Source organism: Robertmurraya siralis, assembly GCF_005502275.1.
GTDB classification, from domain to species: Bacteria; Bacillota; Bacilli; order Bacillales; family Cytobacillaceae; genus Robertmurraya; species Robertmurraya siralis.
Window position 1 is genome coordinate 519,252 of the sequence record NZ_SWLZ01000001.1, and the last position, 21,717, is coordinate 540,968.

A 21,717-nucleotide genomic window follows, 5' to 3' on the forward strand; every position below is an offset into this window, starting at 1 on the left:
ATGGAATGGATAAAGTTAGATTTACAGTTGTTCGCAGGTGAGAAAACAGAGAAAGCGACGCCGAAAAAACGGCAAGATAGTCGAAAAAAAGGGCAGGTTGCTAAAAGTCAAGATGTTAATACGGCAATCGTGTTACTAGCTGTTTTTCTCACCCTATTATTTGCTGGACAGTTTTTTTTTGAATCATTACTCAATATCTTTAAGCATTCTTATCAGCAGTATATCGGTTTGAATGTAACGGAAAATAATCTGCGGATTATCCTTTTAGATATTCTCCAGGAACTTGTATTTGTCCTTGCTCCGATTATGGCTGTCGCAATGATCGCGGGAGTTGCAGCGAATTATATGCAGTTTGGCTTTTTGTTTTCAACAGAAACGATTCAACCTAAGTTGGAAAAATTGGATCCGATTAAAGGATTTAAAAGAATTTTTTCGCTTCGGGCGATCGTAGAACTGTTAAAGTCGATTTTAAAGATTTCGCTTGTTGGCTTGGCTACCTTTTCTGTCCTTTGGTTTCGAAAAGAAGAAATCCTGATATTAGCGCAAAAATCGCTTGGGGCTGGAATTACAACAATTGCAAATTTAACAGTGCAAATGGGATTAATTGCATCTATCTTATTAATAGTATTGTCGATACTAGATTATTTATATCAAAAATATGATTTTGAAAAGAATATTAAAATGTCGAAGCAGGATATCAAGGATGAGCATAAAAACATCGAAGGCGATCCATTGATTAAGTCAAAAATTAAACAGCGTCAACGTGAAATGGCAATGAGACGAATGATGCAAGAAGTTCCTAATGCTGATGTCGTGATCACCAACCCAACTCATTATGCAGTTTGTTTAAAGTACGATGAAAGTAAGCTTGATGCACCATTTGTTGTGGCAAAGGGTGTTGATTATGTAGCACAGAAGATTAAGTATATTGCGAAAGAAAATGATGTCGTTTTAGTGGAAAATCGTCCACTTGCAAGAGCTTTATATAGCCAAACTGAGATTGGCGATGCCATTCCTGAAGAATTTTTTAAAGCGGTGGCAGAAATATTGGCCTATGTTTATCGAGCTAAGAACAAGATTTAATTTTACAACAGGATTTAAATAAAGATCATAATGTTATATTGATTCCTTTGTAATCTCTGTTCATTTTCTTAAGATCTAGCAATGGGCACTGTTTATTAAATATGTTTGTGAAGGGCCCAACAGAATAATTAGCGCCTATTTGCTTTCAATTAGGGGGAAACACCATGCGAGCTAAAGATTTAATTGTATTACTCAGTGTCATTTTAATTGTGGCTATGCTCATTATCCCATTTCCAACATGGCTATTGAGTATCCTATTAATTGTGAATATATCGATAGCTCTCCTCATTTTACTGATTTCGATGAATATGAGTGAACCACTACAATTCTCGGTTTTTCCTTCATTGCTCTTATTAGTTACATTATTTCGCTTGGGCTTGAATGTATCGACGACTCGTTCTATCCTTTCAAAAGGGGATGCGGGAAATGTAGTTGAAACGTTTGGTTCATTTGTAATCGGCGGAAATGTCGTAGTAGGTCTCGTTATTTTCATTATCTTGGTAATCATCAATTTTATCGTCATCACAAAAGGATCAGAACGTGTTTCTGAGGTAGCAGCACGTTTCACATTAGATGCAATGCCAGGAAAGCAGATGAGTATCGATGCTGATTTAAATGCTGGTATGATTTCTGAGCATGAAGCAAGAGAACGTCGAGAGAAAGTTAGCAGAGAAGCAGATTTTTACGGTGCTATGGATGGTGCCAGTAAGTTTGTGAAAGGAGATGCCATTGCTGGCATAATTATTACACTAGTCAATCTGCTTTTTGGAATCGTGATTGGTGCTACGCAACTAGGGCTTCCGATCGCTGAAGCAGCAACGAAATTTTCACTTCTTACAGTGGGGGATGGAATTGTCAGCCAAATTCCTGCTCTATTAATTTCGACAGCAACTGGTATTGTTGTAACAAGGGCTGCTTCTGACGGAAACCTTGGACAGGATATAACAAAACAACTCTTATCATATCCAAAAATGTTGTACGTGACAGGTGGTACCATTATATTATTAGGTTTATTAACACCAATAGGGGCATTATTTACGCTTCCTGTAGGTGGTTTAATGCTTCTTGGTGGTTACCGAATGACTAAAATCCCAGAAGTGTCGAAGGAACAATTGGAAGATGTCGAAGAGGACATTCAAACAGATGAACTGAAGAGTCCGGAAAGCGTAGTTAGTCTTTTAAATGTCGATCCTATTGAGTTTGAGTTTGGCTACGGCTTAATTCCGCTAGCAGATTCCAACCAGGGGGGGGATTTATTAGATCGAATCGTTATGATCAGGAGACAATTAGCAATAGAGCTAGGCCTTGTTATTCCGGTTGTGCGAATTCGTGATAATATCCAGCTACAGCCAAATGAATATCGGCTTAAAATTAAAGGCAATGAAATGGCGCGAGGAGAACTCCTTCTTGATCATTATTTAGCAATGAGTCCGGGAGTCGAAGATGATTCAATAGAAGGTATTGATACGGTGGAGCCATCCTTTGGTCTCCCTGCTAAATGGATTACAGAAGATATGAAGGAGCAGGCAGAGATATTTGGCTATACGGTAGTCGACCCACCATCTGTCGTTTCCACCCATATCACAGAGATTATAAAAGCGAATGCCCATGAACTACTTGGAAGACAGGAAACAAAACAACTAATTGACCATATAAAAGAGAGCTATCCAATACTGGTAGAAGAAGTGACACCAAATCCATTATCTGTTGGAGAAATACAAAAAGTTCTCGGAAAGCTGTTGCGGGAAAATGTTTCCATCCGTAATTTGCCGATTATTTTTGAAACATTGGCCGATTTTGGAAAGGTGACATCTGATACTGATTTATTAACTGAATACGTTCGACAAGCTTTGGCAAGACAAATTACGAATCAGTACAGTTCAGGTGGTGAGCAATTAAAAGTTATAACCGTTTCTGGAAAAATTGAAAAAATAATCGCAGATGGCATTCAACAAACAGAGCATGGCAATTATTTATCGATTGATCCGAATGTATCTCAGTCGATTTTGGAGTCCATCGCTGCACAAGTGGAACAGCTTTCGTTAATGGAGCAAACTCCGATCGTTCTTTGTTCACCAGCTGTTCGCATGTATATTAGACAGTTAACAGAACGCTATTTTCCACAAATTCCAATATTGTCTTATAACGAACTCGAGGCCAATGTTGAGGTACAAAGTGTAGGGGTGGTGAATATTGAGTGAAGGTAAAGAAATTTGTGGCTAGCTCAATGCCTGAAGCGATGAAGCGAATTAGAGCTGAATTAGGCAATGATGCGGTAATCTTAAATTCAAAAATCGTTTATACTGGTGGATTCCTTGGTTTGTTTCGAAAAAGGTGCATTGAGGTAATCGCAGCAATGGATCAAGTGTCCAATAGCCGGGAAACAAGGGTAAAAGAAAAACCGATCAATAAAATGCTCTACTATGAACCGGTTGCAACACAAAAAGAAAATCCTATGCTCAAATTTATCAAAGCAGAAGAAAATACATCCTCTGAAGTGATCAAGGAATTAACGGAAGTAAAACAACTGTTGCAAAATATTTCTTCCACAAGAGAAGATACCGTCTATCCAGAATTACTGCAACACATCAATCAAAAGCTCATTTCACAGGAAATTGAAGCCTCTATACGCAACGAGTTAATGGTTTCATTACTTGAAAAATGGTATACGAATCGAAGAGATTCCACGATTGATGATGTCAAGCGGTGGTGCAAGGAGGAGATGGCTGAGCGGATTTCTATGTTTAGATTCGGTGATATCTCTTTTTCAAAAAAGTATGTAAATGTCGTAGGTCCAACGGGTGTTGGAAAAACAACCACATTAGCAAAAATTGCAGCTGATTCAATGTTAAAATTCCGTAAAAAAGTGGCGCTAATAACAACCGATACTTATCGGATTGCAGCGATTGAACAATTAAAGACATATGCAAAAATACTTTCGGTCCCATTAGAGGTCTGTTATAACTTGAATGACTTTAAAAAGGCCTGCGACACTTTCAAAGACTATGATGTCGTTTTAATTGATACGGCAGGTCGGAATTTTCGTGACCCCCGGTATGTGGAAGAACTTAAAAATATTATCGATTATGAAAACGAAATGGAAACATTTCTCGTTTTATCGTTAACTTCGAAGCAAAGTGATATGGAAGAAATATTTAAGCAGTTCTCAAGTATTGATATTAAGCAGTTTATTTTTACAAAATTAGACGAAACAGCGACGTATGGGGCTATGTATAATATGATCGACAAATATCAAATTGGGGTAGCTTACTTAACGAATGGACAAGATGTACCTGATGATAAAGTATCTGCTTCTGCAGAAGTAATTAGTAAATTGATTCTTGAGGATGAATCTGATGAAAGATCAAGCTGAAGCGCTGAGAAGACGTCTAAATAATATGTCGAAGCTAAGAAAAATGAAGGCTCTTGCCGTAGTAAGTGGTAAGGGAGGAGTCGGAAAATCGAATTTTTCATTAAACTTTGCGATCTCCTTGTGTCGTAAAGGCTATAAAGTGCTACTATTTGATATGGATGTAGGAATGGGCAATATTGATATTTTATTAGGCAAATCATCAAAATACACAATTGTTGATTTCTTTGACAAAAAAGAATCTCTAAACAATGTTGTGATGGAAGGTCCTGAGAATCTCCACTATATTGCTGGTGGTACAGGGTTGAATAGACTCTTTAAGCTGGACAAGGACATGATTGAGAAGTTTACGGAGGAATTTTCTGCTGTTTTAAACGCGTATGATTATGTCATTTTTGATATGGGGGCGGGTGTAACGGAAGAAACACTCCAACTGATTCTGTCAGTTGATGAAATCATCCTTGTTACGACACCTGAACCCACTTCAATCACGGACGGCTACGCCATGTTGAAACATATACATATGCAAAATGAAAAAGTCCCCTTTTTAGTGGTTGTAAACCGAACAATTGAAAAAAATGATGGACTGATAACTTTCAATCGGCTTAATTCGGTAACGAAGAAATTTTTAAGGCGTGAATTAAAGCTGCTTGGAATGATTCCCGATGATAAATCAGTTAGAATAGCCGTAGCGAATCAAACACCGTTTGTTTTAACAACAAAATCTCTAACTTCTAAAGCGTTAGTAGAACTTACAGAGCGATATGAACAGGAAAATTTTAATGAGATGCAATCTTCTAATGCTATTCAGTTTGTTTCAAAGTTAAAGCGATTTCTCTTTGAAAGGTAGGGCGGGTAATGCCAAAAATTAAAGTGCTTATTGTTGATGATTCAGCATTCATGAGAAAACTGATAAATGATTTTCTGTCAGAGCATCCTTCTATAGACGTAATAGGCACAGCAAGAAATGGGGAGGATGCATTAAAAAAAATCGGTGCTTTAAAACCGGATGTTGTAACGATGGATATCGAAATGCCTGTAATGGATGGTTTAGAGGCGCTTCAAATAATTATGAAAGAACGTCCGGTTCCAGTATTAATGTTGTCTAGCACAACACAGCTCGGCGCTGAGAATACAATGCTAGCGATTTCTTATGGGGCGATCGATTTTATTACAAAACCATCTGGTCCAATATCTCTTGATCTTATTAAGGTAAAGGAAGAATTAATCGAGAAAGTCATCTCTGCCAGCAAAGCTAATCTGGCTGAAATAATGAAAAAAACCACTTATGCCAAAAGTACTATTCCATCAACAAAAGAATGTAGTAAAATAGAACGAAAGGGACAGTCACTTCGTCCCGCTCAAAAAAGTCATGCTAATGGTAAAAAGATTATTTGTATAGGGACATCGACAGGTGGTCCCAGAGCGTTACAAGAGGTAGTCACAAAGTTACCAAAAGATTTGGATGCCGCTGTTTTTGTTGTCCAACATATGCCGGCTGGATTCACAAAAAGTCTTGCTGCTAGACTCGATTCTTTATCTGAGTGCCGTGTGAAGGAAGCGGAGGATGGGGAAATTGCAGAAAAAGGTACGATCTATATTGCTCCCGGTGGTTACCATTTACTTGTAAAAGAAGCTGGAGCAAGGTTAAAGATTGAACTGAGTACAAATATACCACCCAAAAGCGGTCATCGCCCTTCTGTAGATGTGATGTTTCAATCGATCAGCACGATTTCAGGTTATACGAAAATTGCCGTTATAATGACAGGAATGGGGGCTGATGGTTCACAGGGATTAATAGAGTTAAAGAATAGCGGTGAGGTAACAGCTATTGCAGAGTCGGAGGCGACATCGATCGTGTATGGAATGCCCAAGGCAGCTATTGCTACTAATTTGGTGGATGAGGTTGAAAATGTCGACAAAATTGCTGAAACGATACTGCAATATATTTAGGGAAAATTGAAAGAGTGAGTGATTGTTCAAATTAATGAGATTAGTAGGTTGAGAGGTCTGCTATCCTGGGAGATGGATAAACCATTTGTCTAGGTAAAGTCGGAGAATTCGCTAGCTATCTTGCATAAACTTTTTGAACATCCCAGATATGTCGAAGGGGGTAAGAAAATGGAATTGAATCAATATCTTGAAGTGTTTATTGAAGAAAGCAAAGAACATTTGCAAAGCTGTAATGAACGATTGCTTGATCTTGAGAAAAATCCTGAAGATATAAACATTGTTAATGATATTTTCCGCTCAGCTCATACTTTGAAGGGTATGTCTGCAACAATGGGTTATGAGGATCTTGCTAGTTTGACCCATCAAATGGAAAATGTTCTTGATGCGATCCGCAATCATAAACTATCGGTCACGCCTGAAATATTAGATGTTGTCTTTCAAGCAGTTGATGATTTGGAGGCAATGGTATTTTCGATTGCTGATGGTGGAGATGGAAAAAGAAATGTAACAGAAGTAGTAGAAAAATTAAAATTGATTGAAAAGGGTGAAAGTCCGCTGCAGGTACAGTCGCAGGCTGAGGCTGCCGCTACTACTACTGCTGCAGAATCAACGACATCAACTTTTAAAAGTGAATACGATGAATTTGAATACACAGTTCTTGAGCAATCGAAAGAGCAAGGTTTTGAGGCCTATGAAATTACGATTGCCTTAAGGGAGGATTGTCTTCTTAAAGCGGCTCGAGTGTATATGGTATTTGAAGTGTTGGAGAAGGTTGGAGAAGTCATTAAATCAACACCACCTGTTGATCAACTCGAAGAAGAGCAGTTTGATCAAGAATTTACCGTATCGATCGTTTCAAAAGAAAACCAAGAGGACTTAAAGAAAATAATTATGAAAGTTTCCGAAGTCGAAAAGGTGGAGATTAATGCGATTTCACTCGGAGATATTCGAAATAAACAGGAAACAACTGAGGCTTCTAGTGAAGAGGAAAGCAAGAAAACAGTAGAAGCAACAACAAATTCTGATGTTCCTGTTGAGACGGAACAGAAAAAGCAGACAAGTACGACGAAACAAGCTAGCAACAAAACCATAAGAGTAAACATTGAAAGACTTGATATTTTACTAAACTTATTTGAAGAGCTTGTGATTGATCGTGGTCGATTAGAACAGATTTCTAATGATTTGAAAAATCAAGAACTACATGAAACAGTTGAGAGAATGTCCAGGATTACCGGTGATCTGCAGAACATTATTTTAAATATGAGAATGGTCCCTGTAGAAACGGTGTTCAATCGCTTCCCTAGAATGGTTAGACAATTAGCTCGTGATTTAGGCAAAAAGGTTAACTTGGAAATTATTGGCGCTGAAACGGAGCTCGATAGAACTGTTATTGATGAGATTGGTGATCCCCTTGTCCATCTCATTCGAAATGCACTCGATCATGGTTTAGAGACGCCGGATGTTCGAAAAGCGAACGGCAAGCATGAAGAGGGGACGGTTGTGTTAAAAGCATTTCACAGTGGTAATCATGTCTTTATTGAGATTGATGATGACGGTGCAGGAATCAAAAAACAAAAAGTCCTTGAAAAAGCAATTAAAAACGGAATTATTAATGAACAAACGGCCTCAACACTGACTGATAAGGAAGTATTCGAGTTAATCTTTGCTTCTGGATTTTCGACTGCCGATAAAATATCAGATGTTTCTGGTCGCGGAGTAGGACTAGATGTCGTTAAAAATACAATTGAATCATTGGGCGGTGCGATCTCGATTGAGTCAAGAGAAGGGAAAGGTTCGACGTTCTCTATCCAATTACCTCTTACTCTATCAATTATTTCTGTTATGCTTGTTGAAATTGAAAAGGAAAAGTTCGCAGTTCCTCTTTCTTCCATTATAGAAACGGCAATTGTTAAAAAGGATGAAATCTTAAATGCCCATAATCAAAAAGTGATTGATTTCCGCGGCAAGGTAGTACCACTTCTATTCTTGAAAGATATTTTTCAAGTGCCGAGCCAAGAGGAAGAGGACGAATTTTACTCTGTTGTTATCGTAAGAAAAGGCGATAAGATGGCTGGGTTGATTGTTGATTCCTTTATTGGTCAGCAAGAGGTCGTTCTTAAATCGCTTGGTAATTACTTAACGAATGTCTTTGCTATATCGGGTGCAACAATCCTTGGTGATGGTCAAGTTGCGCTAATCGTAGACTGCAACGCATTAATCAAATAGATTTGTGAAACGATTCTCCACGGATAGCTGTGGAGGAACCCCTTTTAAAGGAAGGTGACGATAATGGCTGAAACTTTAACAGAGGATATTAAATTCATTGTTTTTCAGTTGAAAGAAAAGGAATATGCCATTCCGGTAAACAAAGTGAACTCGATAGAAAAGATAGAGCATATTACTAGAGTGCCTGGATTAACTCCATATGTGAAAGGTGTCATTAATTTAAGAGGTGTTGTAACACCGATTATCGATTTAAGACTGCGTTTTGGTCTTGATGAAATTAAATACACTGAAAGCACAAGAGTGATCATCATTTCTTTTGATGATATGGAAGTCGGTTTAATTGTCGATGCGGCCAATGATGTTATTGATGTTAATATGAACTCTATTGAGCCACAGCCAGAAGTGGTTGGTGTTGAGGAAGCAGAGTACATAAGTGGAGTTGCCAAAATTGATAAACGGCTTCTTATCTTATTGGATCTTGAGAAAATTTTGAATCGGGATGAAATTCGTTCAGATAGTAAGATAGAAGGCTAACTATTATGAGTTTTCTGGAGAAAATTTCAACCGTTCACTTAGATGTTTTGAAAGAAGTTGGGAATATTGGGGCTGGAAATGCTGCGACCGCTCTTTCAACCTTACTTAATAAGAAAATTGATATGAGGGTGCCGAAAGTCAGAGTTGTTTCCTTTGATGAGATGATGGAGATGGCGGGTGGTCCAGAAAATATCGTCGCTAGTGTTTTTTTAAGAATTGAGGGAGATGCTCCGGGAAGTATGTTTTTCGTTCTATCTTTAGAACAAGCAAGTACGTTTATTAAAGAAATGACCGGAGATAGTCAATTTTCATTTGAGAAACTACCTTATGACGAAATAGCAATGTCTGCCCTGCAAGAGCTTGGTAATATTCTCTCAGGCTCATATCTATCGTCTTTATCAGATTTTACCAAATTAGATTTATATCCATCTGTTCCCGCATTAAGTATAGACATGGTTGGTGCCATTATTAGCTATGGTTTAATCGAGTTGTCCCAGGTCAGTGACTTCGCTATTGTGATTGATACAGCATTAGATGATGATGATTATAATGGTCCTAAAAGTGTAAAGGGGCATTTCTTCCTTTTGCCTGATCCAGACTCTTTTGAGATTATTTTTCGAGCATTAGGAGTAACTGAGAATGAATGATACGGTTCAAGTGATTAAGGTTGGGATTGCGGATATGAATATTGTAAGAACACCTTATCATATAAGAACATCGGGATTGGGCTCATGTGTTGGTGTTGTTATCTATGATCAAGGGAAAGAGCTTGCCGGATTAGCACATGTAATGCTACCTGATTCCACACTTGCAAAGGGTGGAGCCTTTAATATTGCAAAATACGCGGATACTGCTGTAAAGGAACTGGTCAATCGATTGTTAAAAAATGGCGCACGGGACTATTCATTGAAGGCAAAGCTGGCTGGCGGTGCACAAATGTTTCAATTCTCTAGTTCGAATGACATGATGAGAATTGGCCCGAGAAATGTGGAAGCAGTGAAAAGAGAGCTTGCAGCTTATAAGATTGCCATTGTTGGAGAAGATGTTGGTGGAAATAGCGGTCGAACGATTGAGTTCGATCCAAAAACTTGTCTACTCCACATACGCACCGTTAACAAAGGTGTTTTTAATCTTTAGTCATGTTGAATCAGTCCCCTAAAAAGGACTGATTTTTCTTGTTTATGGGTATATTTTCCTATTAATGATCTTTAATAATAGTTGTGACAATTTTCGAACTTCTCTAATATGATGAACGTGAATTTGCTATAATAATAGTATAAATCTACTGCCTTATAAGAATGAGAATATGTTAAAGATAAATGTAATTCGCTATTTATATGTTCAAAAGGTGCGACGATTATTGGTAATAATGGTCGGAATTTAATAAAGTATTGGGAGGTTGCAATGGGACAGGTATTAACAACTGAGGAACAACTAATATGGGATAAATGGATTTCGACCCGCGACTCAGAAGCAGGAAACCTGTTAGTCAAAAAATATATGCCTCTTGTCAGTTATCACGTACAAAGGGTAGCTGTTGGCCTTCCAAAAAATGTATCAAGAGATGATATTCATAGCCTTGGATTAATGGGTTTGTATGATGCGCTGGAAAAATTTGATCCGACAAGAGAATTGAAATTTGATACGTATGCGTCATTCAGAATTCGCGGGGCAATCATTGATGGTCTAAGAAAAGAAGATTGGTTATCAAGGAGTACGAGGGAAAAAGCGAAAAAGATCGAAGCCACTATCGGAAAACTTGAACAAAAATTTATGAGGAATGTGACGGCTAAAGATATTGCTATTGAGCTAGACATGCCTGAAGAAGAAGTCCATGCCACAATGAATGAGCATTTTTTTGCAAGCATTCTTTCAATTGATGAGCGTGGTAGCGACCAAGACGAAAAAGATGGTCAAGCCTATACAATAAAGGATATAAAGGCCGATATTCCCGAGGAAAAAATCGTAAAGGATGAACTGATTCAAGAAATGTCGGAAATGATCGCCCAATTAAATGAGAAAGAACAACTTGTTTTAAGTTTGTTCTATCAAGAAGAACTCACCTTAACAGAAATTGGACAAGTACTAGATTTATCCACTTCAAGAATTTCACAAATCCATTCAAAAGCAATATTTAAGCTGAGACAATCTTTAAGTAAAATGATCTAATACACTTGTAAATGGAAGATAAGAAAAGAAAGAGGGCCGGAGAAAATGGAGATACCCTTTCGCGTGAGAATAAGTAAAGATCAATTGAAAGCTGACATTGAATTAATTGATAAACAGGACGAAAATTTTTCAATTTCAGTTAATGCCCTTGAGACATTTTTAGGGGAGCAAAATGTCTCTTTTGGTATTAATCATTCGTTGCTTCATGAAATTGCGGCAAAACCGAAGGTGCAAAATTATCCCCTTACGATTGCAGAGGGCATTGAACCAAAAAATGGCGAAGATGCACATTTAATTTTAGAGATACAAAAAGAAGAATCGGAAAAGAAAGAAAAAATTAATTTTCGTGAAGTACTCGATATCCCTTCAGTAAAGAATGGCCAAGTGATTGCCAAAATAGTTCCGCAAACTAACGGTGTAAACGGACGTGGAGTAACGGGAAAGTTACTCCCTGCTCGTGACGGCAAACCATTGAAGACAAGGGCTGGAAAAAATGTTATTAAGGAAGGAAATCAATTTATTGCAACAACGGACGGTCAAGTAAGCGTTACCCAAAAAATGGTTACTGTTAACCCTGTATTTGAAGTAAATGGAGATTTAGATTTAAAAACAGGCAATATTAATTTCATTGGCAATGTTGTTATTCGTGGCAATGTTCCAACCGGGTATGAAGTTATTGCTGGCGGTGACATTAAAATCACTGGACTTGTGGAAGGTGCACAACTGATTGCTAGAGGGAATATCCTGATCTCTGGCGGAATTACAGCTGGGAATCGTGGTAAAGTAGTGGCAGGAGGAAGCATTCAAGCAAATTACTTAAATCAGGCAGATGTTCGTGCTGGTCAGGATGTAATTATTAACACTTCCTCTCTCCATAGCCAGATTGAGGCAAAAGAATCAATCTACTGTAAACAAGGTCATATTATCGGTGGCGTTCTTCGTTCAGGAAAAGATATACATGTGAAAGAGGTTGGAAACCATCTATTCACAAAAACAGAGCTTTATGTTGGCTATGACTCTTCTATTGAACAAAAAGAAATAGAGCTTAGAAAAGAGATGAAGGAGCTCTCTGAAAATATAAAAAAGTTAAGAATGATCGAAAATAAATTAGTTGAAGCAGCGAAAATAAAAGGAAAGCCTACCACGCAGGAACAAGTGCTGATCGTCAAACAAAGAGCAACAAAGCAGCAATTAGAGCTTAAATTAGCACAGGTTGAAGGTGAGCTTGAAGCGATCGAAGCCAAAAAAGGGAATCGAGAACATTATGCTGTCTATGTTTATGAAAAAATATATCCAAACACAAGTCTTTGTTTTGGCAAATATATCAGAGTAATTCAGAAAACGCATTCATATGTGAAATTTATATTAGAAAATAAAGAAATTGTATTTCAACCAATTTAGCACGCCTTTGCCTTTAATTATTTTAGTGAGGAAGTGAATGAATAATGAGCCTCAAAGCAATTGAAATGCAGGTCGCACTTCCTAGAACACATGATGCGGGGAAATTATTAGAGCAAATGCAGCAACGAGGTCAGCTACAGCATGATCTTGCCTCCCTAAGTGTGAAAAGGGAAGAGGAAAAAAAGAAAAATTCAGTTATTAAACATGAACAAAAGGATGTCACCCGATTTCAAAAAGAGAGGCACCGCGAGGAACAGTCTCAGTCTCAACAACATGGATCGAACAAAGGAAAACAGAAACACCATCCAAAGGAACAGCATCCATACAAAGGGACAAGGGTGGATTACAGCGGATAGAGGGGTACCATGACGAACTTATTTTTATTTATCAGTTTAATTTTAAATATTGTCGCTTTATTTTGTATCGTTATTCTTTATTTGCGTCAAAACAGACTTCTTGTAGTCGAAAAAAGGCAGGAAGAAATTCTTAAAGAGATTGAAGAGGTAATATCGAGTTATTTAATAGAAATGACAGAGGAAAATGAAAAATTTATCGAGAAGTTAAGTCAAGTTCAAAGTAAGACTGAAGCAGGGCAGGGAATGGCGATCACCGAGCAAATAGACGATAATATGGAGCTTAACAAAGAACGCGTCCAGCTTGAAAAGGGTGAAAACATCACCTATCGTAAAGGAACTGTTTTTCAAGCAGTCAAAGCATACCGAAATGTAAATGGTAATAGTGAAGAAAAACTTGACCAAGAAAAGGTCAAGCCTAATCTTGAGAATAAGGAAGCACAGAGAGAGAAAATAGAAGATAGCGATGATATAAATGATGAATCAGTTTATCACAAAGCAATTTTGTTGCAAAAACAAGGTCTGTCAATCGAGGATATTGCTAAAAAGCTTGGTAAAGGCAAAACTGAATTAGAATTATTATTCAAATTACGACAAAATGAAAAAGAATGACTTGATTCGTCATGACACATATGCTATATTTACAAATGGTGTTAATACACACGTTCATGGATTTGGGCAAATGGTGCTGTTTAATATGAAGACAATTTGTCAAGCGCATTAAACAGTTTTTGACTAAAGATGATATGGGCGGAGGCAAACAAAACCATTAGGAGGAAGAAACATGTCAGTAATTTCTATGAAGCAATTGCTTGAAGCTGGTGTACATTTCGGACACCAAACTCGCCGTTGGAACCCAAAAATGAAGAAATATATCTTCACTGAACGTAACGGCATTTATATTATCGATCTACAAAAAACAGTTAAGAAGGTTGAAGAAGCTTATAACTGGGTAAAAGAATTAGCTGCAAATGGCGGTACAGTTCTTTTTGTTGGTACAAAGAAACAGGCACAGGATTCTGTGAAGGAAGAAGCAGAACGTTCTGGAATGTACTATGTAAACCAACGCTGGTTAGGTGGTACTTTAACAAACTTCGAAACCATTCAAAAGCGCATTGCCCGACTTAAAGATATTGAAAGAATGTCTGAAGACGGTACTTTTGAAGTGCTTCCCAAAAAAGAAGTTGTCGGTTTAAGAAAAGAGCAAGAGCGTCTTGAAAAGTTCTTAGGTGGAATTAAAGACATGAAGCAACTTCCAGATGCTTTATTCATCATTGACCCACGCAAAGAGCGCATTGCTGTTGCAGAAGCTCATAAATTAAATATTCCTATCGTAGGTATTGTTGATACAAACTGTGATCCAGATGAGATCGATGTTGTAATCCCTGCTAACGATGATGCGATTCGTGCAGTTAAGCTATTAACTGGAAAAATGGCTGATGCGATTTTAGAAGCGAAACAAGGCGAAGAAGTAACAACTGCGTAATGGAAAAAGTGGAAGCGCCTTGCTCAGTTCTGACAAGCACAAGATGAGCCGCCAAAGAGGTTGTTCTTTAACCTCCTTGGCGGATTCACAAGTGAATTTTTAGGGACTAGGCGCTGGAACTAGACATCATAGAGTTGATTCAATGAAGGTGATAAGAGGGCTTTACCCTTCTTTATCACCTTTTTTTGAGAAAAATGAAGGATTAAAGATTAGCTTTTGCTAGTCGAGCTAAAAATAATGATACATAGATTTAAGGAGGATAACTCATTATGGCAATTACTGCACAAATGGTTAAAGAACTGCGTGAAAAAACAGGCGCAGGTATGATGGATTGTAAAAAGGCGCTTCAAGAAGTTGATGGCGATTTAGAAAAAGCAATTGACCTTTTGCGTGAAAAAGGAATTGCGAAAGCTGAGAAAAAGGGCGATCGTATTGCTGCAGAAGGTTTAACTTCAGTTAAAGTAAACGGCAATGAAGCTGTCATTCTTGAAGTAAATTCTGAAACAGATTTTGTTGCTAAAAATGAAGGATTCCAAACACTTGTACAAGAGTTAGGCGATCATCTGCTTGCGAAGAAACCAGCTAATGTCGAAGAAGCAGTTGCCCAAACGATGGATAATGGTTCTACAGTTGAAGCTCATATTAATGCGGCGATTGCTAAAATCGGTGAAAAACTGTCATTACGACGCTTTGAAATTAAGACAAAAGGTGACAACGATGCATTTGGTGCGTATTTACACATGGGCGGACGCATCGGGGTTCTTACAGTTCTTGAAGGAACGACAGATGAAGAAGCTGCTAAAGATGTTTCCATGCATATTGCCGCTTTAAATCCAAAGTATGTTTCTCGTGATGAAGTGTCTGCAGAAGAAGTTGAACGTGAGCGTCAAGTTCTAACTCAGCAAGCTCTAAATGAAGGTAAACCTGAAAATATTGTTGCAAAAATGGTTGAGGGTCGTCTAGGCAAATATTTTGAAGACGTTTGTGTTAACGATCAAGCATTTGTTAAAAATCCTGATCAAAAAGTTGGACAATTCGTTTCAGCTAAAGGCGGTAAGATTCGTGACTTCGTTCGTTATGAAGTTGGAGAAGGTATCGAAAAACGTGAAGATAACTTCGCTGAAGAAGTAATGAGCCAAGTTAAAAAATAATTTGAATTTAAAACCGATAGGGGACACGTTGTGTTCCCTATTTTCAAAAACAAACATGATGCCTTTAGTTTAAAGTAGCAATGAACAAGGGATCCGAATTATACATACGGAGGTTCTCATGAGCAGTCCAAAATACAAACGAGTCGTCTTAAAATTAAGTGGTGAAGCATTAGCTGGTGAAAAAGGCTTTGGAATTAACCCAACTGTTATAAAATCGGTGGCAAATCAAGTGAAAGAATTAGCTGAACTTGGTGTTGAAGTTGCTGTTGTTGTGGGTGGAGGCAATATCTGGCGCGGAAAAATTGGTGAAGAAATGGGTATGGATCGCGCTAATGCTGATTATATGGGGATGCTTGCGACGGTGATGAATTCACTGGCATTACAGGATAGTTTAGAACAAGTTGGAGTAGAAACGAGAGTGCAAACATCGATTGAGATGCGTCAAGTCGCAGAACCGTATATTAGACGTCGGGCCATTCGCCATCTTGAAAAGAAGCGCGTCGTCATCTTTGCTGCAGGAACTGGAAACCCGTACTTTTCTACTGATACAACAGCCGCATTGCGAGCTGCAGAAATTGAAGCAGATGTCATTTTGATGGCTAAAAATAATGTCGATGGTGTCTACTCAGCAGATCCAAGAGTGGATGCGAATGCTAAGAAATATGATGAATTATCATATTTAGATGTGTTAAAGGAAGGTTTAGCAGTGATGGACTCTACCGCTTCATCTTTATGCATGGACAATGATATCCCGCTAATTGTATTTTCAATTATGGAAAATGGAAATATTAAAAAAGCTGTTCTTGGTGAAACGATAGGAACAATTGTAAGGGGGAAATAAAAATGCCAAAACAAATTATAGCGAATGTAAAGGATAAAATGACAAAAGCGATTCAAGCATATACTCGTGAACTAGCAAGTATTCGTGCAGGAAGAGCAAATGCTTCCTTGCTAGATAGAATTACTGTCGATTATTATGGCGCACCAACTCCAATTAATCAATTAGCTGGTGTATCTGTCCCAGAAGCTCGTTTATTAGTGATTCAACCATATGATAAATCAGTTTTGGGAGAAATAGAAAAAGCTATTCTAAAGTCAGATCTTGGCTTGACACCAACAAGTGACGGGAATATCATTCGCCTTTCGATCCCACAGCTAACTGAAGAACGCCGTAAAGAGCTGGTAAAAGTGGTCAAGAAAGAAGCTGAAGAAGCGAAAATTGCTATACGTAACATTCGCCGCGATGGCAATGATGACTTAAAGAAGCTTGAAAAGAATGGTGAAATTACAGAAGATGATCAACGTGGCTATTCAGACGATATTCAAAAGCTAACAGATGAGTATATTGCTAAAGTTGATAGCCTGACAAAGGATAAAGAAAAAGAAATTTTGGAAGTATAAAGATAACTTTATCAGTTATACCCTCTAATTATAGGGGGTTTTTATTTTACAAAAGTGAATGGAAAGGGTAGGATATTGGGAGGTTAGGGTAATTTTGAAATAGAAATTTTTGTAGTCTTAATTTCTCTTGCTCGTACATAATTTTTTATAGAGATATCTCACTTATTTTTTGTTATGATAGAGGCAGCTACGGAAAAAAGTGGAATATTGAATGGAAGGCTCATTTTTTCGTCGTGCTAAACTTAAGTATTCGGGAAAAAATGATCCCTCTGGAGGAGCGGAATCATGTTAGATAAATTAAAGTCATGGAAAAATAACAAAAACTCTCCCATTCTCCGGGAACAAATAGAATTTTTAAAAAAGCAACCTATTCCAGAACATGTGGCGATTATTATGGATGGAAATGGTAGATGGGCAAGGAAAAGGGCTCTCCCACGAGTTGCAGGACATCATGAAGGGATGAAAGGTGTCCAAAAGATCACGAAGCTGGCGAATGAACTAGGAGTAAAAACGCTTACTTTATATGCCTTTTCAACTGAGAATTGGAAACGTCCCAAAATGGAAGTAGATTATTTAATGAAACTGCCTGAAGAATTTCTTGGAACCTTTTTACCAGAGCTTGTTGAAGAAAACGTCCGTGTCGAAATGATTGGTTATAAAGAAAGCTTACCTTCACATACGATTGGAGCTATCGAGCATGCAATGGACAAAACGAGGGATAATGATGGTCTTGTCTTAAATTTTGCCCTTAATTACGGAAGTAGAAGTGAGATTGTGGACGCTGTAAAGCGTGTCTTAGAAGATTATAAAAGTGGTATAATAAAGGAAGATATGATCGATGAAGAGGCTTTTTCCTCTTATTTAATGACAAACAAACTAAGTGATCCGGATCTTTTGATCAGAACAAGTGGAGAAATTCGTTTAAGCAACTTCATGTTATGGCAGCTTGCTTATACGGAATTTTGGTTTACTGATGTGCTATGGCCTGATTTTAATGAGCAGCATTTCATTGAGGCTGTAGAAGCATACCAAAATCGGCAACGGCGTTTTGGTGGAGTATAATAAAGGTGTTGAATATATTAGATGAAGCAAAGAATTATTACAGCAATTATCGCAGCAGCAATTTTTCTACCGATTGTTATAATAGGCGGAGTTCCCCTGATTTTGCTCGCCTATTTATTAGCGTCTATCGCTCTTTATGAATTATTAAAGATGCGGAAATTAAAGCTATTTTCAGTACCGGGCTTGATATCGCTAATTGTACTGTGGATTTTTTTATTACCGAATCAATTACAGGAGATTCTAATCGTCCTCAAATATTCAAAGGTAGAGGTTGCGTTGTTAGCCATTCTGCTATTTTTAACCTATACAGTGGCTACGAAAAACAAATTTACCTTTGACGATGTTGCTTTCTCAATTATGTCGATCATTTACATCGGCATGGGTTTTTTATATTTTATCGAAATAAGGGAAGCTGGTGGATTAATTTACATTTTTTACTCCCTCTTTATTATTTGGGCAACAGATTCAGGAGCGTACTTTATAGGCCGCGCAGTTGGAAAGAGAAAGCTATGGCCGGAAATTAGCCCTAATAAAACAGTGGAAGGTTTCTTTGGCGGAATCTTCTGTGCGGTAATTGTATCTGTACTGTTTGTCCTTTTTTCAGATATAGACGCCTCTTTTTTGGAATTAGGAATCATTACCATTTTTCTTTCCATATTTGGACAGGTGGGTGATTTAGTTGAATCTGCTTTAAAAAGGCATTATCATGTCAAAGACTCTGGGAGATTACTACCAGGTCATGGAGGGATACTAGATCGCTTTGATAGCTTATTATTTGTGTGGCCACTGCTGTATTTCTTCCATTTAATTTAGATGGAAGGCTCATGGTAAGTGCTTTTATGATCAGGAGTGAAATCGTTGAAATATATTAGTTTATTAGGGGCAACTGGTTCGATCGGAACGCAAACGCTGAATATAATTAAAGAACATGCAAATGAATTTCAATTAGCTGCAATGACTGTTGGCCGTAATATTACACTTGCTAGGAAAATCATTGCTGAATTTAAACCGGAATTAGTGTCTGTTGCCGACAAGGAAGATATGGATAATTTAAAGCTAGAGTTTCCGAATGTGAAATTTACTTTTGGCAACGATGGTTTAGTAGAAGCTGCTGTATATGTTAAGTCAACTATTCTTGTCAATGCTGTTATCGGTAGTGTAGGATTATATCCAACACTGGAAGCGATTCGAGCTGGAAAAACGATTTGTATTGCAAATAAAGAGACGTTAGTGACGGCAGGGCATCTTGTGATGAACGCAGCAAGGGAGTTTGACGTCCCTATCCTGCCTGTAGACAGTGAGCATTCAGCAATTTTTCAAGCGTTACAGGGTGAGAAAGAGAAAAATATTGAAAAGCTAATCTTAACTGCTTCAGGAGGAAGCTTTAGGGATAAAAGCAGGGATGAATTACAAAATGTCACTGTTTCAGAGGCATTGAGTCATCCGAACTGGTCCATGGGTGCAAAGATTACGATTGATTCGGCAACGATGATGAACAAGGGCTTAGAAGTAATTGAAGCACATTGGCTCTTCGACATTCCATATGAAAAAATTGATGTGTTGCTCCATAAAGAGAGTATTATCCATTCCATGGTTGAATTTCATGACAGTAGCGTGATTGCACAGCTAGGAACACCAGACATGAGAGTTCCGATCCAATATGCGCTAACCTATCCCGATAGACTGCCTTTAAGTACGGCGAATAGGTTGAATTTAGCTGAAATTGGCCGTTTGCATTTTAACCATATGGATTTTAATCGATTTAAATGCTTGCAATTTGCTTTTGATGCAGGCAAGGCAGGTGGGACTTTGCCAACGGTGTTAAATGCTGCCAATGAAGCAGCTGTCGAAGCGTTTCTCAACGGTAAAATTACGTTTCTGCAGATCGAGGAACTAATTGAAAAGTCGCTAATTGCACATGACTCCATTAAAGATCCAGATCTTTCCCTTATTCAAGAAGTTGATCAGGAAACTAGAGCATTCGTTTACTCACTTCTAAAATAAAGGCGATGTTATTTGACATTTATCATTTTGGCTCATTGCGGTGATTGGTGGGGGATGAACAAGGTAGCTTCTCTTTAATCAATTCAAGACAATGAAACTGGGGAAACGCTAAGTTCCCTATAAAATGAGACAAAAAGCGTATTTAACGTAGCCTAAATAAAAGGTGGTTATATTTTGAGTACAGTTATAGCCTTTATTATTATTTTCGGGGCGTTAGTATTTTTTCATGAATTAGGACATTTAATCTTTGCAAAAAGGGCGGGAATTCTCTGTCGTGAATTTGCGATAGGGATGGGACCGAAGCTCCTTTCATTTACAAAGAATGACACGGTTTATACGATTCGCCTTCTCCCGATTGGTGGCTATGTACGCATGGCCGGTGAAGATCCTGAAATGGTCGAGATCAAGCCTGGATACCGTGTTGGTCTGTTGTTTGATAAAAATGATGAAGTATCTAAAATTGTACTTAATAATAAGGAAAAATACCCTGATATTCGCGTGATTGAGGTTGAGCATGCTGATGTTGAACATGAGTTAATGATAAAAGGTTATGAAGAGGGCGATGATGATCGTCTGCAAACCTTTCGAGTCAGCAGAAAAGCAAATTTTGTTGAAAATGGAAAAGAAACTTTAATTGCACCTTATGATCGTCAATTTGCTTCAAAAACACTCGGTCAAAGAACGATGGCTATTTTTGCAGGTCCATTGATGAACTTCGTGTTAGCCTTTGTCGTCTTTGTGATCATCGCTTTAATTCAAGGAATGCCAACACACGAACCGATGCTTGGCAAATTAACTCCTGATGGAGCTGCTTTAGAAGCAGGTCTTAAGGAAGGCGATATTATCCATACAGTCGATGGGGCTGAAATATCCACATGGGAAGATGTGGTGGAAGTTATCCAGAAGAATCCCGAAAAGGAATTGGAATTCTTCCTGGAAAGAGATGGGCAAGATCTGACCATTCCCGTTACTCCAAAAGCACAAGAAGTAGAAGATGGGAAAACGATTGGAATTATTGGCGTCTATAGTCCAATGGAGAAATCGCCACTAAAATCGATCACATACGGGGCAAAAGAGGTTTATATTTGGACAAAGGAGATCTTTTCCATGCTCGGTAAGCTGATAACAGGTCAATTTTCAATTGATGCTTTATCTGGTCCTGTTGGGATCTATGTTTCAACTGATACGGTGGCTAAATCCGGTGTCCTTTATTTAATGAAGTGGGCAGGAGTACTTAGCATTAATTTAGGAATTATGAATCTTCTTCCGATTCCGGCATTAGACGGTGGGAGATTGATGTTCTTTGCTGTAGAAGGTTTAAGAGGAAAACCGGTTGACCGACAAAAAGAAGGAATGGTTCACTTTATCGGTTTTGCATTATTAATGCTTCTTATGCTCGTGGTAACGTGGAACGATATTCAAAGATTTTTCCTGTAAAGTCATATAATTAAAGAAGCTGGTATCAAAAGGTCACCACCAACAGTGATCTTTTGATACCAGTTTTTTATTGCTCGGTTTCGATAT

Annotated in this window: 21 protein-coding genes; all 21 read left to right on the top strand. The window is 38.0% G+C overall.

Translation table 11 applies throughout. The features are described from left to right. Positions 1-1,083, top strand: coding sequence for a flagellar biosynthesis protein FlhB (flhB, locus tag FCJ93_RS02480; protein ID WP_095308090.1), 1,083 nt, complete (start codon positions 1-3; stop codon positions 1,081-1,083). 164 nt (positions 1,084-1,247) lie between these two features. After that, positions 1,248-3,284, top strand: a complete 2,037-nt coding sequence (gene flhA / locus FCJ93_RS02485) for a flagellar biosynthesis protein FlhA (RefSeq protein WP_095308092.1) — start codon at positions 1,248-1,250, stop codon at positions 3,282-3,284. Next, positions 3,281-4,456, top strand: coding sequence for a flagellar biosynthesis protein FlhF (gene flhF, locus FCJ93_RS02490; protein ID WP_095308094.1), 1,176 nt, complete (start codon positions 3,281-3,283; stop codon positions 4,454-4,456). The genes flhA and flhF overlap by 4 nt, the downstream gene beginning before the upstream one ends. Next, on the top strand, positions 4,440-5,303 hold the full coding sequence (locus FCJ93_RS02495) for a MinD/ParA family protein (protein WP_095308095.1): 864 nt from the start codon (positions 4,440-4,442) through the stop codon (positions 5,301-5,303). Before flhF ends, FCJ93_RS02495 begins: the two co-directional genes overlap by 17 nt. A gap of 8 nt (positions 5,304-5,311) precedes the next feature. Beyond that, positions 5,312-6,406 (top strand): protein-glutamate methylesterase/protein-glutamine glutaminase, encoded by a 1,095-nt coding sequence (locus FCJ93_RS02500; RefSeq protein WP_095308097.1) that lies wholly within the window; start codon positions 5,312-5,314, stop codon positions 6,404-6,406. Between the two features lie 168 nt (positions 6,407-6,574). Beyond that, the gene (locus tag FCJ93_RS02505; RefSeq protein WP_095308099.1) at positions 6,575-8,632 is read left to right on the top strand and encodes a chemotaxis protein CheA; all 2,058 of its coding nucleotides are present in this window, start codon (positions 6,575-6,577) and stop codon (positions 8,630-8,632) included. A gap of 63 nt (positions 8,633-8,695) precedes the next feature. Beyond that, a complete protein-coding gene (locus tag FCJ93_RS02510; protein WP_095308101.1) occupies positions 8,696-9,166 on the top strand; it encodes a chemotaxis protein CheW in 471 nt (156 codons plus the stop codon). Between the two features lie 5 nt (positions 9,167-9,171). After that, positions 9,172-9,813, top strand: a complete 642-nt coding sequence (locus FCJ93_RS02515; protein ID WP_095308103.1) for a chemotaxis protein CheC — start codon at positions 9,172-9,174, stop codon at positions 9,811-9,813. After that, on the top strand, positions 9,806-10,303 hold the full coding sequence (locus tag FCJ93_RS02520; protein WP_095308105.1) for a chemotaxis protein CheD: 498 nt from the start codon (positions 9,806-9,808) through the stop codon (positions 10,301-10,303). The genes FCJ93_RS02515 and FCJ93_RS02520 overlap by 8 nt, the downstream gene beginning before the upstream one ends. Before the next feature lie 267 nt (positions 10,304-10,570). Next, on the top strand, positions 10,571-11,335 hold the full coding sequence (locus FCJ93_RS02525) for a FliA/WhiG family RNA polymerase sigma factor (RefSeq protein ID WP_095308107.1): 765 nt from the start codon (positions 10,571-10,573) through the stop codon (positions 11,333-11,335). A gap of 63 nt (positions 11,336-11,398) precedes the next feature. Further along, positions 11,399-12,736 carry a DUF342 domain-containing protein gene (locus FCJ93_RS02530; protein WP_170211187.1) on the top strand — a complete coding sequence of 446 codons (1,338 nt, stop codon included), beginning with the start codon at positions 11,399-11,401 and terminating at the stop codon, positions 12,734-12,736. A 44-nt stretch (positions 12,737-12,780) separates the two neighbouring features. Then, the gene (locus tag FCJ93_RS02535) at positions 12,781-13,092 is read left to right on the top strand and encodes a hypothetical protein (RefSeq protein WP_137742839.1); all 312 of its coding nucleotides are present in this window, start codon (positions 12,781-12,783) and stop codon (positions 13,090-13,092) included. A gap of 9 nt (positions 13,093-13,101) precedes the next feature. Continuing rightward, entirely contained in the window at positions 13,102-13,701 is a 600-nt protein-coding gene (locus FCJ93_RS02540; protein WP_137742840.1) for a hypothetical protein, read from the top strand. Positions 13,702-13,873: 172 nt separating this feature from the next. Beyond that, positions 13,874-14,575, top strand: a complete 702-nt coding sequence (gene rpsB, locus FCJ93_RS02545) for a 30S ribosomal protein S2 (RefSeq protein WP_095308115.1) — start codon at positions 13,874-13,876, stop codon at positions 14,573-14,575. A gap of 269 nt (positions 14,576-14,844) precedes the next feature. Then, the gene (gene tsf / locus FCJ93_RS02550) at positions 14,845-15,726 is read left to right on the top strand and encodes a translation elongation factor Ts (RefSeq protein ID WP_095308116.1); all 882 of its coding nucleotides are present in this window, start codon (positions 14,845-14,847) and stop codon (positions 15,724-15,726) included. A gap of 118 nt (positions 15,727-15,844) precedes the next feature. Beyond that, complete coding sequence (pyrH, locus tag FCJ93_RS02555; RefSeq protein ID WP_095308118.1) at positions 15,845-16,567, top strand: UMP kinase; 723 nt, start codon at positions 15,845-15,847, stop codon at positions 16,565-16,567. A gap of 2 nt (positions 16,568-16,569) precedes the next feature. Then, positions 16,570-17,127 (top strand): ribosome recycling factor, encoded by a 558-nt coding sequence (gene frr / locus FCJ93_RS02560; protein WP_137742841.1) that lies wholly within the window; start codon positions 16,570-16,572, stop codon positions 17,125-17,127. A gap of 285 nt (positions 17,128-17,412) precedes the next feature. Continuing rightward, positions 17,413-18,189 carry an isoprenyl transferase gene (locus FCJ93_RS02565; protein ID WP_095308122.1) on the top strand — a complete coding sequence of 259 codons (777 nt, stop codon included), beginning with the start codon at positions 17,413-17,415 and terminating at the stop codon, positions 18,187-18,189. A gap of 21 nt (positions 18,190-18,210) precedes the next feature. Then, positions 18,211-19,002, top strand: a complete 792-nt coding sequence (locus FCJ93_RS02570) for a phosphatidate cytidylyltransferase (RefSeq protein WP_095308124.1) — start codon at positions 18,211-18,213, stop codon at positions 19,000-19,002. A 45-nt stretch (positions 19,003-19,047) separates the two neighbouring features. Continuing rightward, positions 19,048-20,193 (top strand): 1-deoxy-D-xylulose-5-phosphate reductoisomerase, encoded by a 1,146-nt coding sequence (locus FCJ93_RS02575; RefSeq protein ID WP_137742842.1) that lies wholly within the window; start codon positions 19,048-19,050, stop codon positions 20,191-20,193. 174 nt (positions 20,194-20,367) lie between these two features. Further along, positions 20,368-21,630, top strand: coding sequence for an RIP metalloprotease RseP (gene rseP, locus FCJ93_RS02580; RefSeq protein WP_095308128.1), 1,263 nt, complete (start codon positions 20,368-20,370; stop codon positions 21,628-21,630). Positions 21,631-21,717 lie beyond the last annotated feature (87 nt).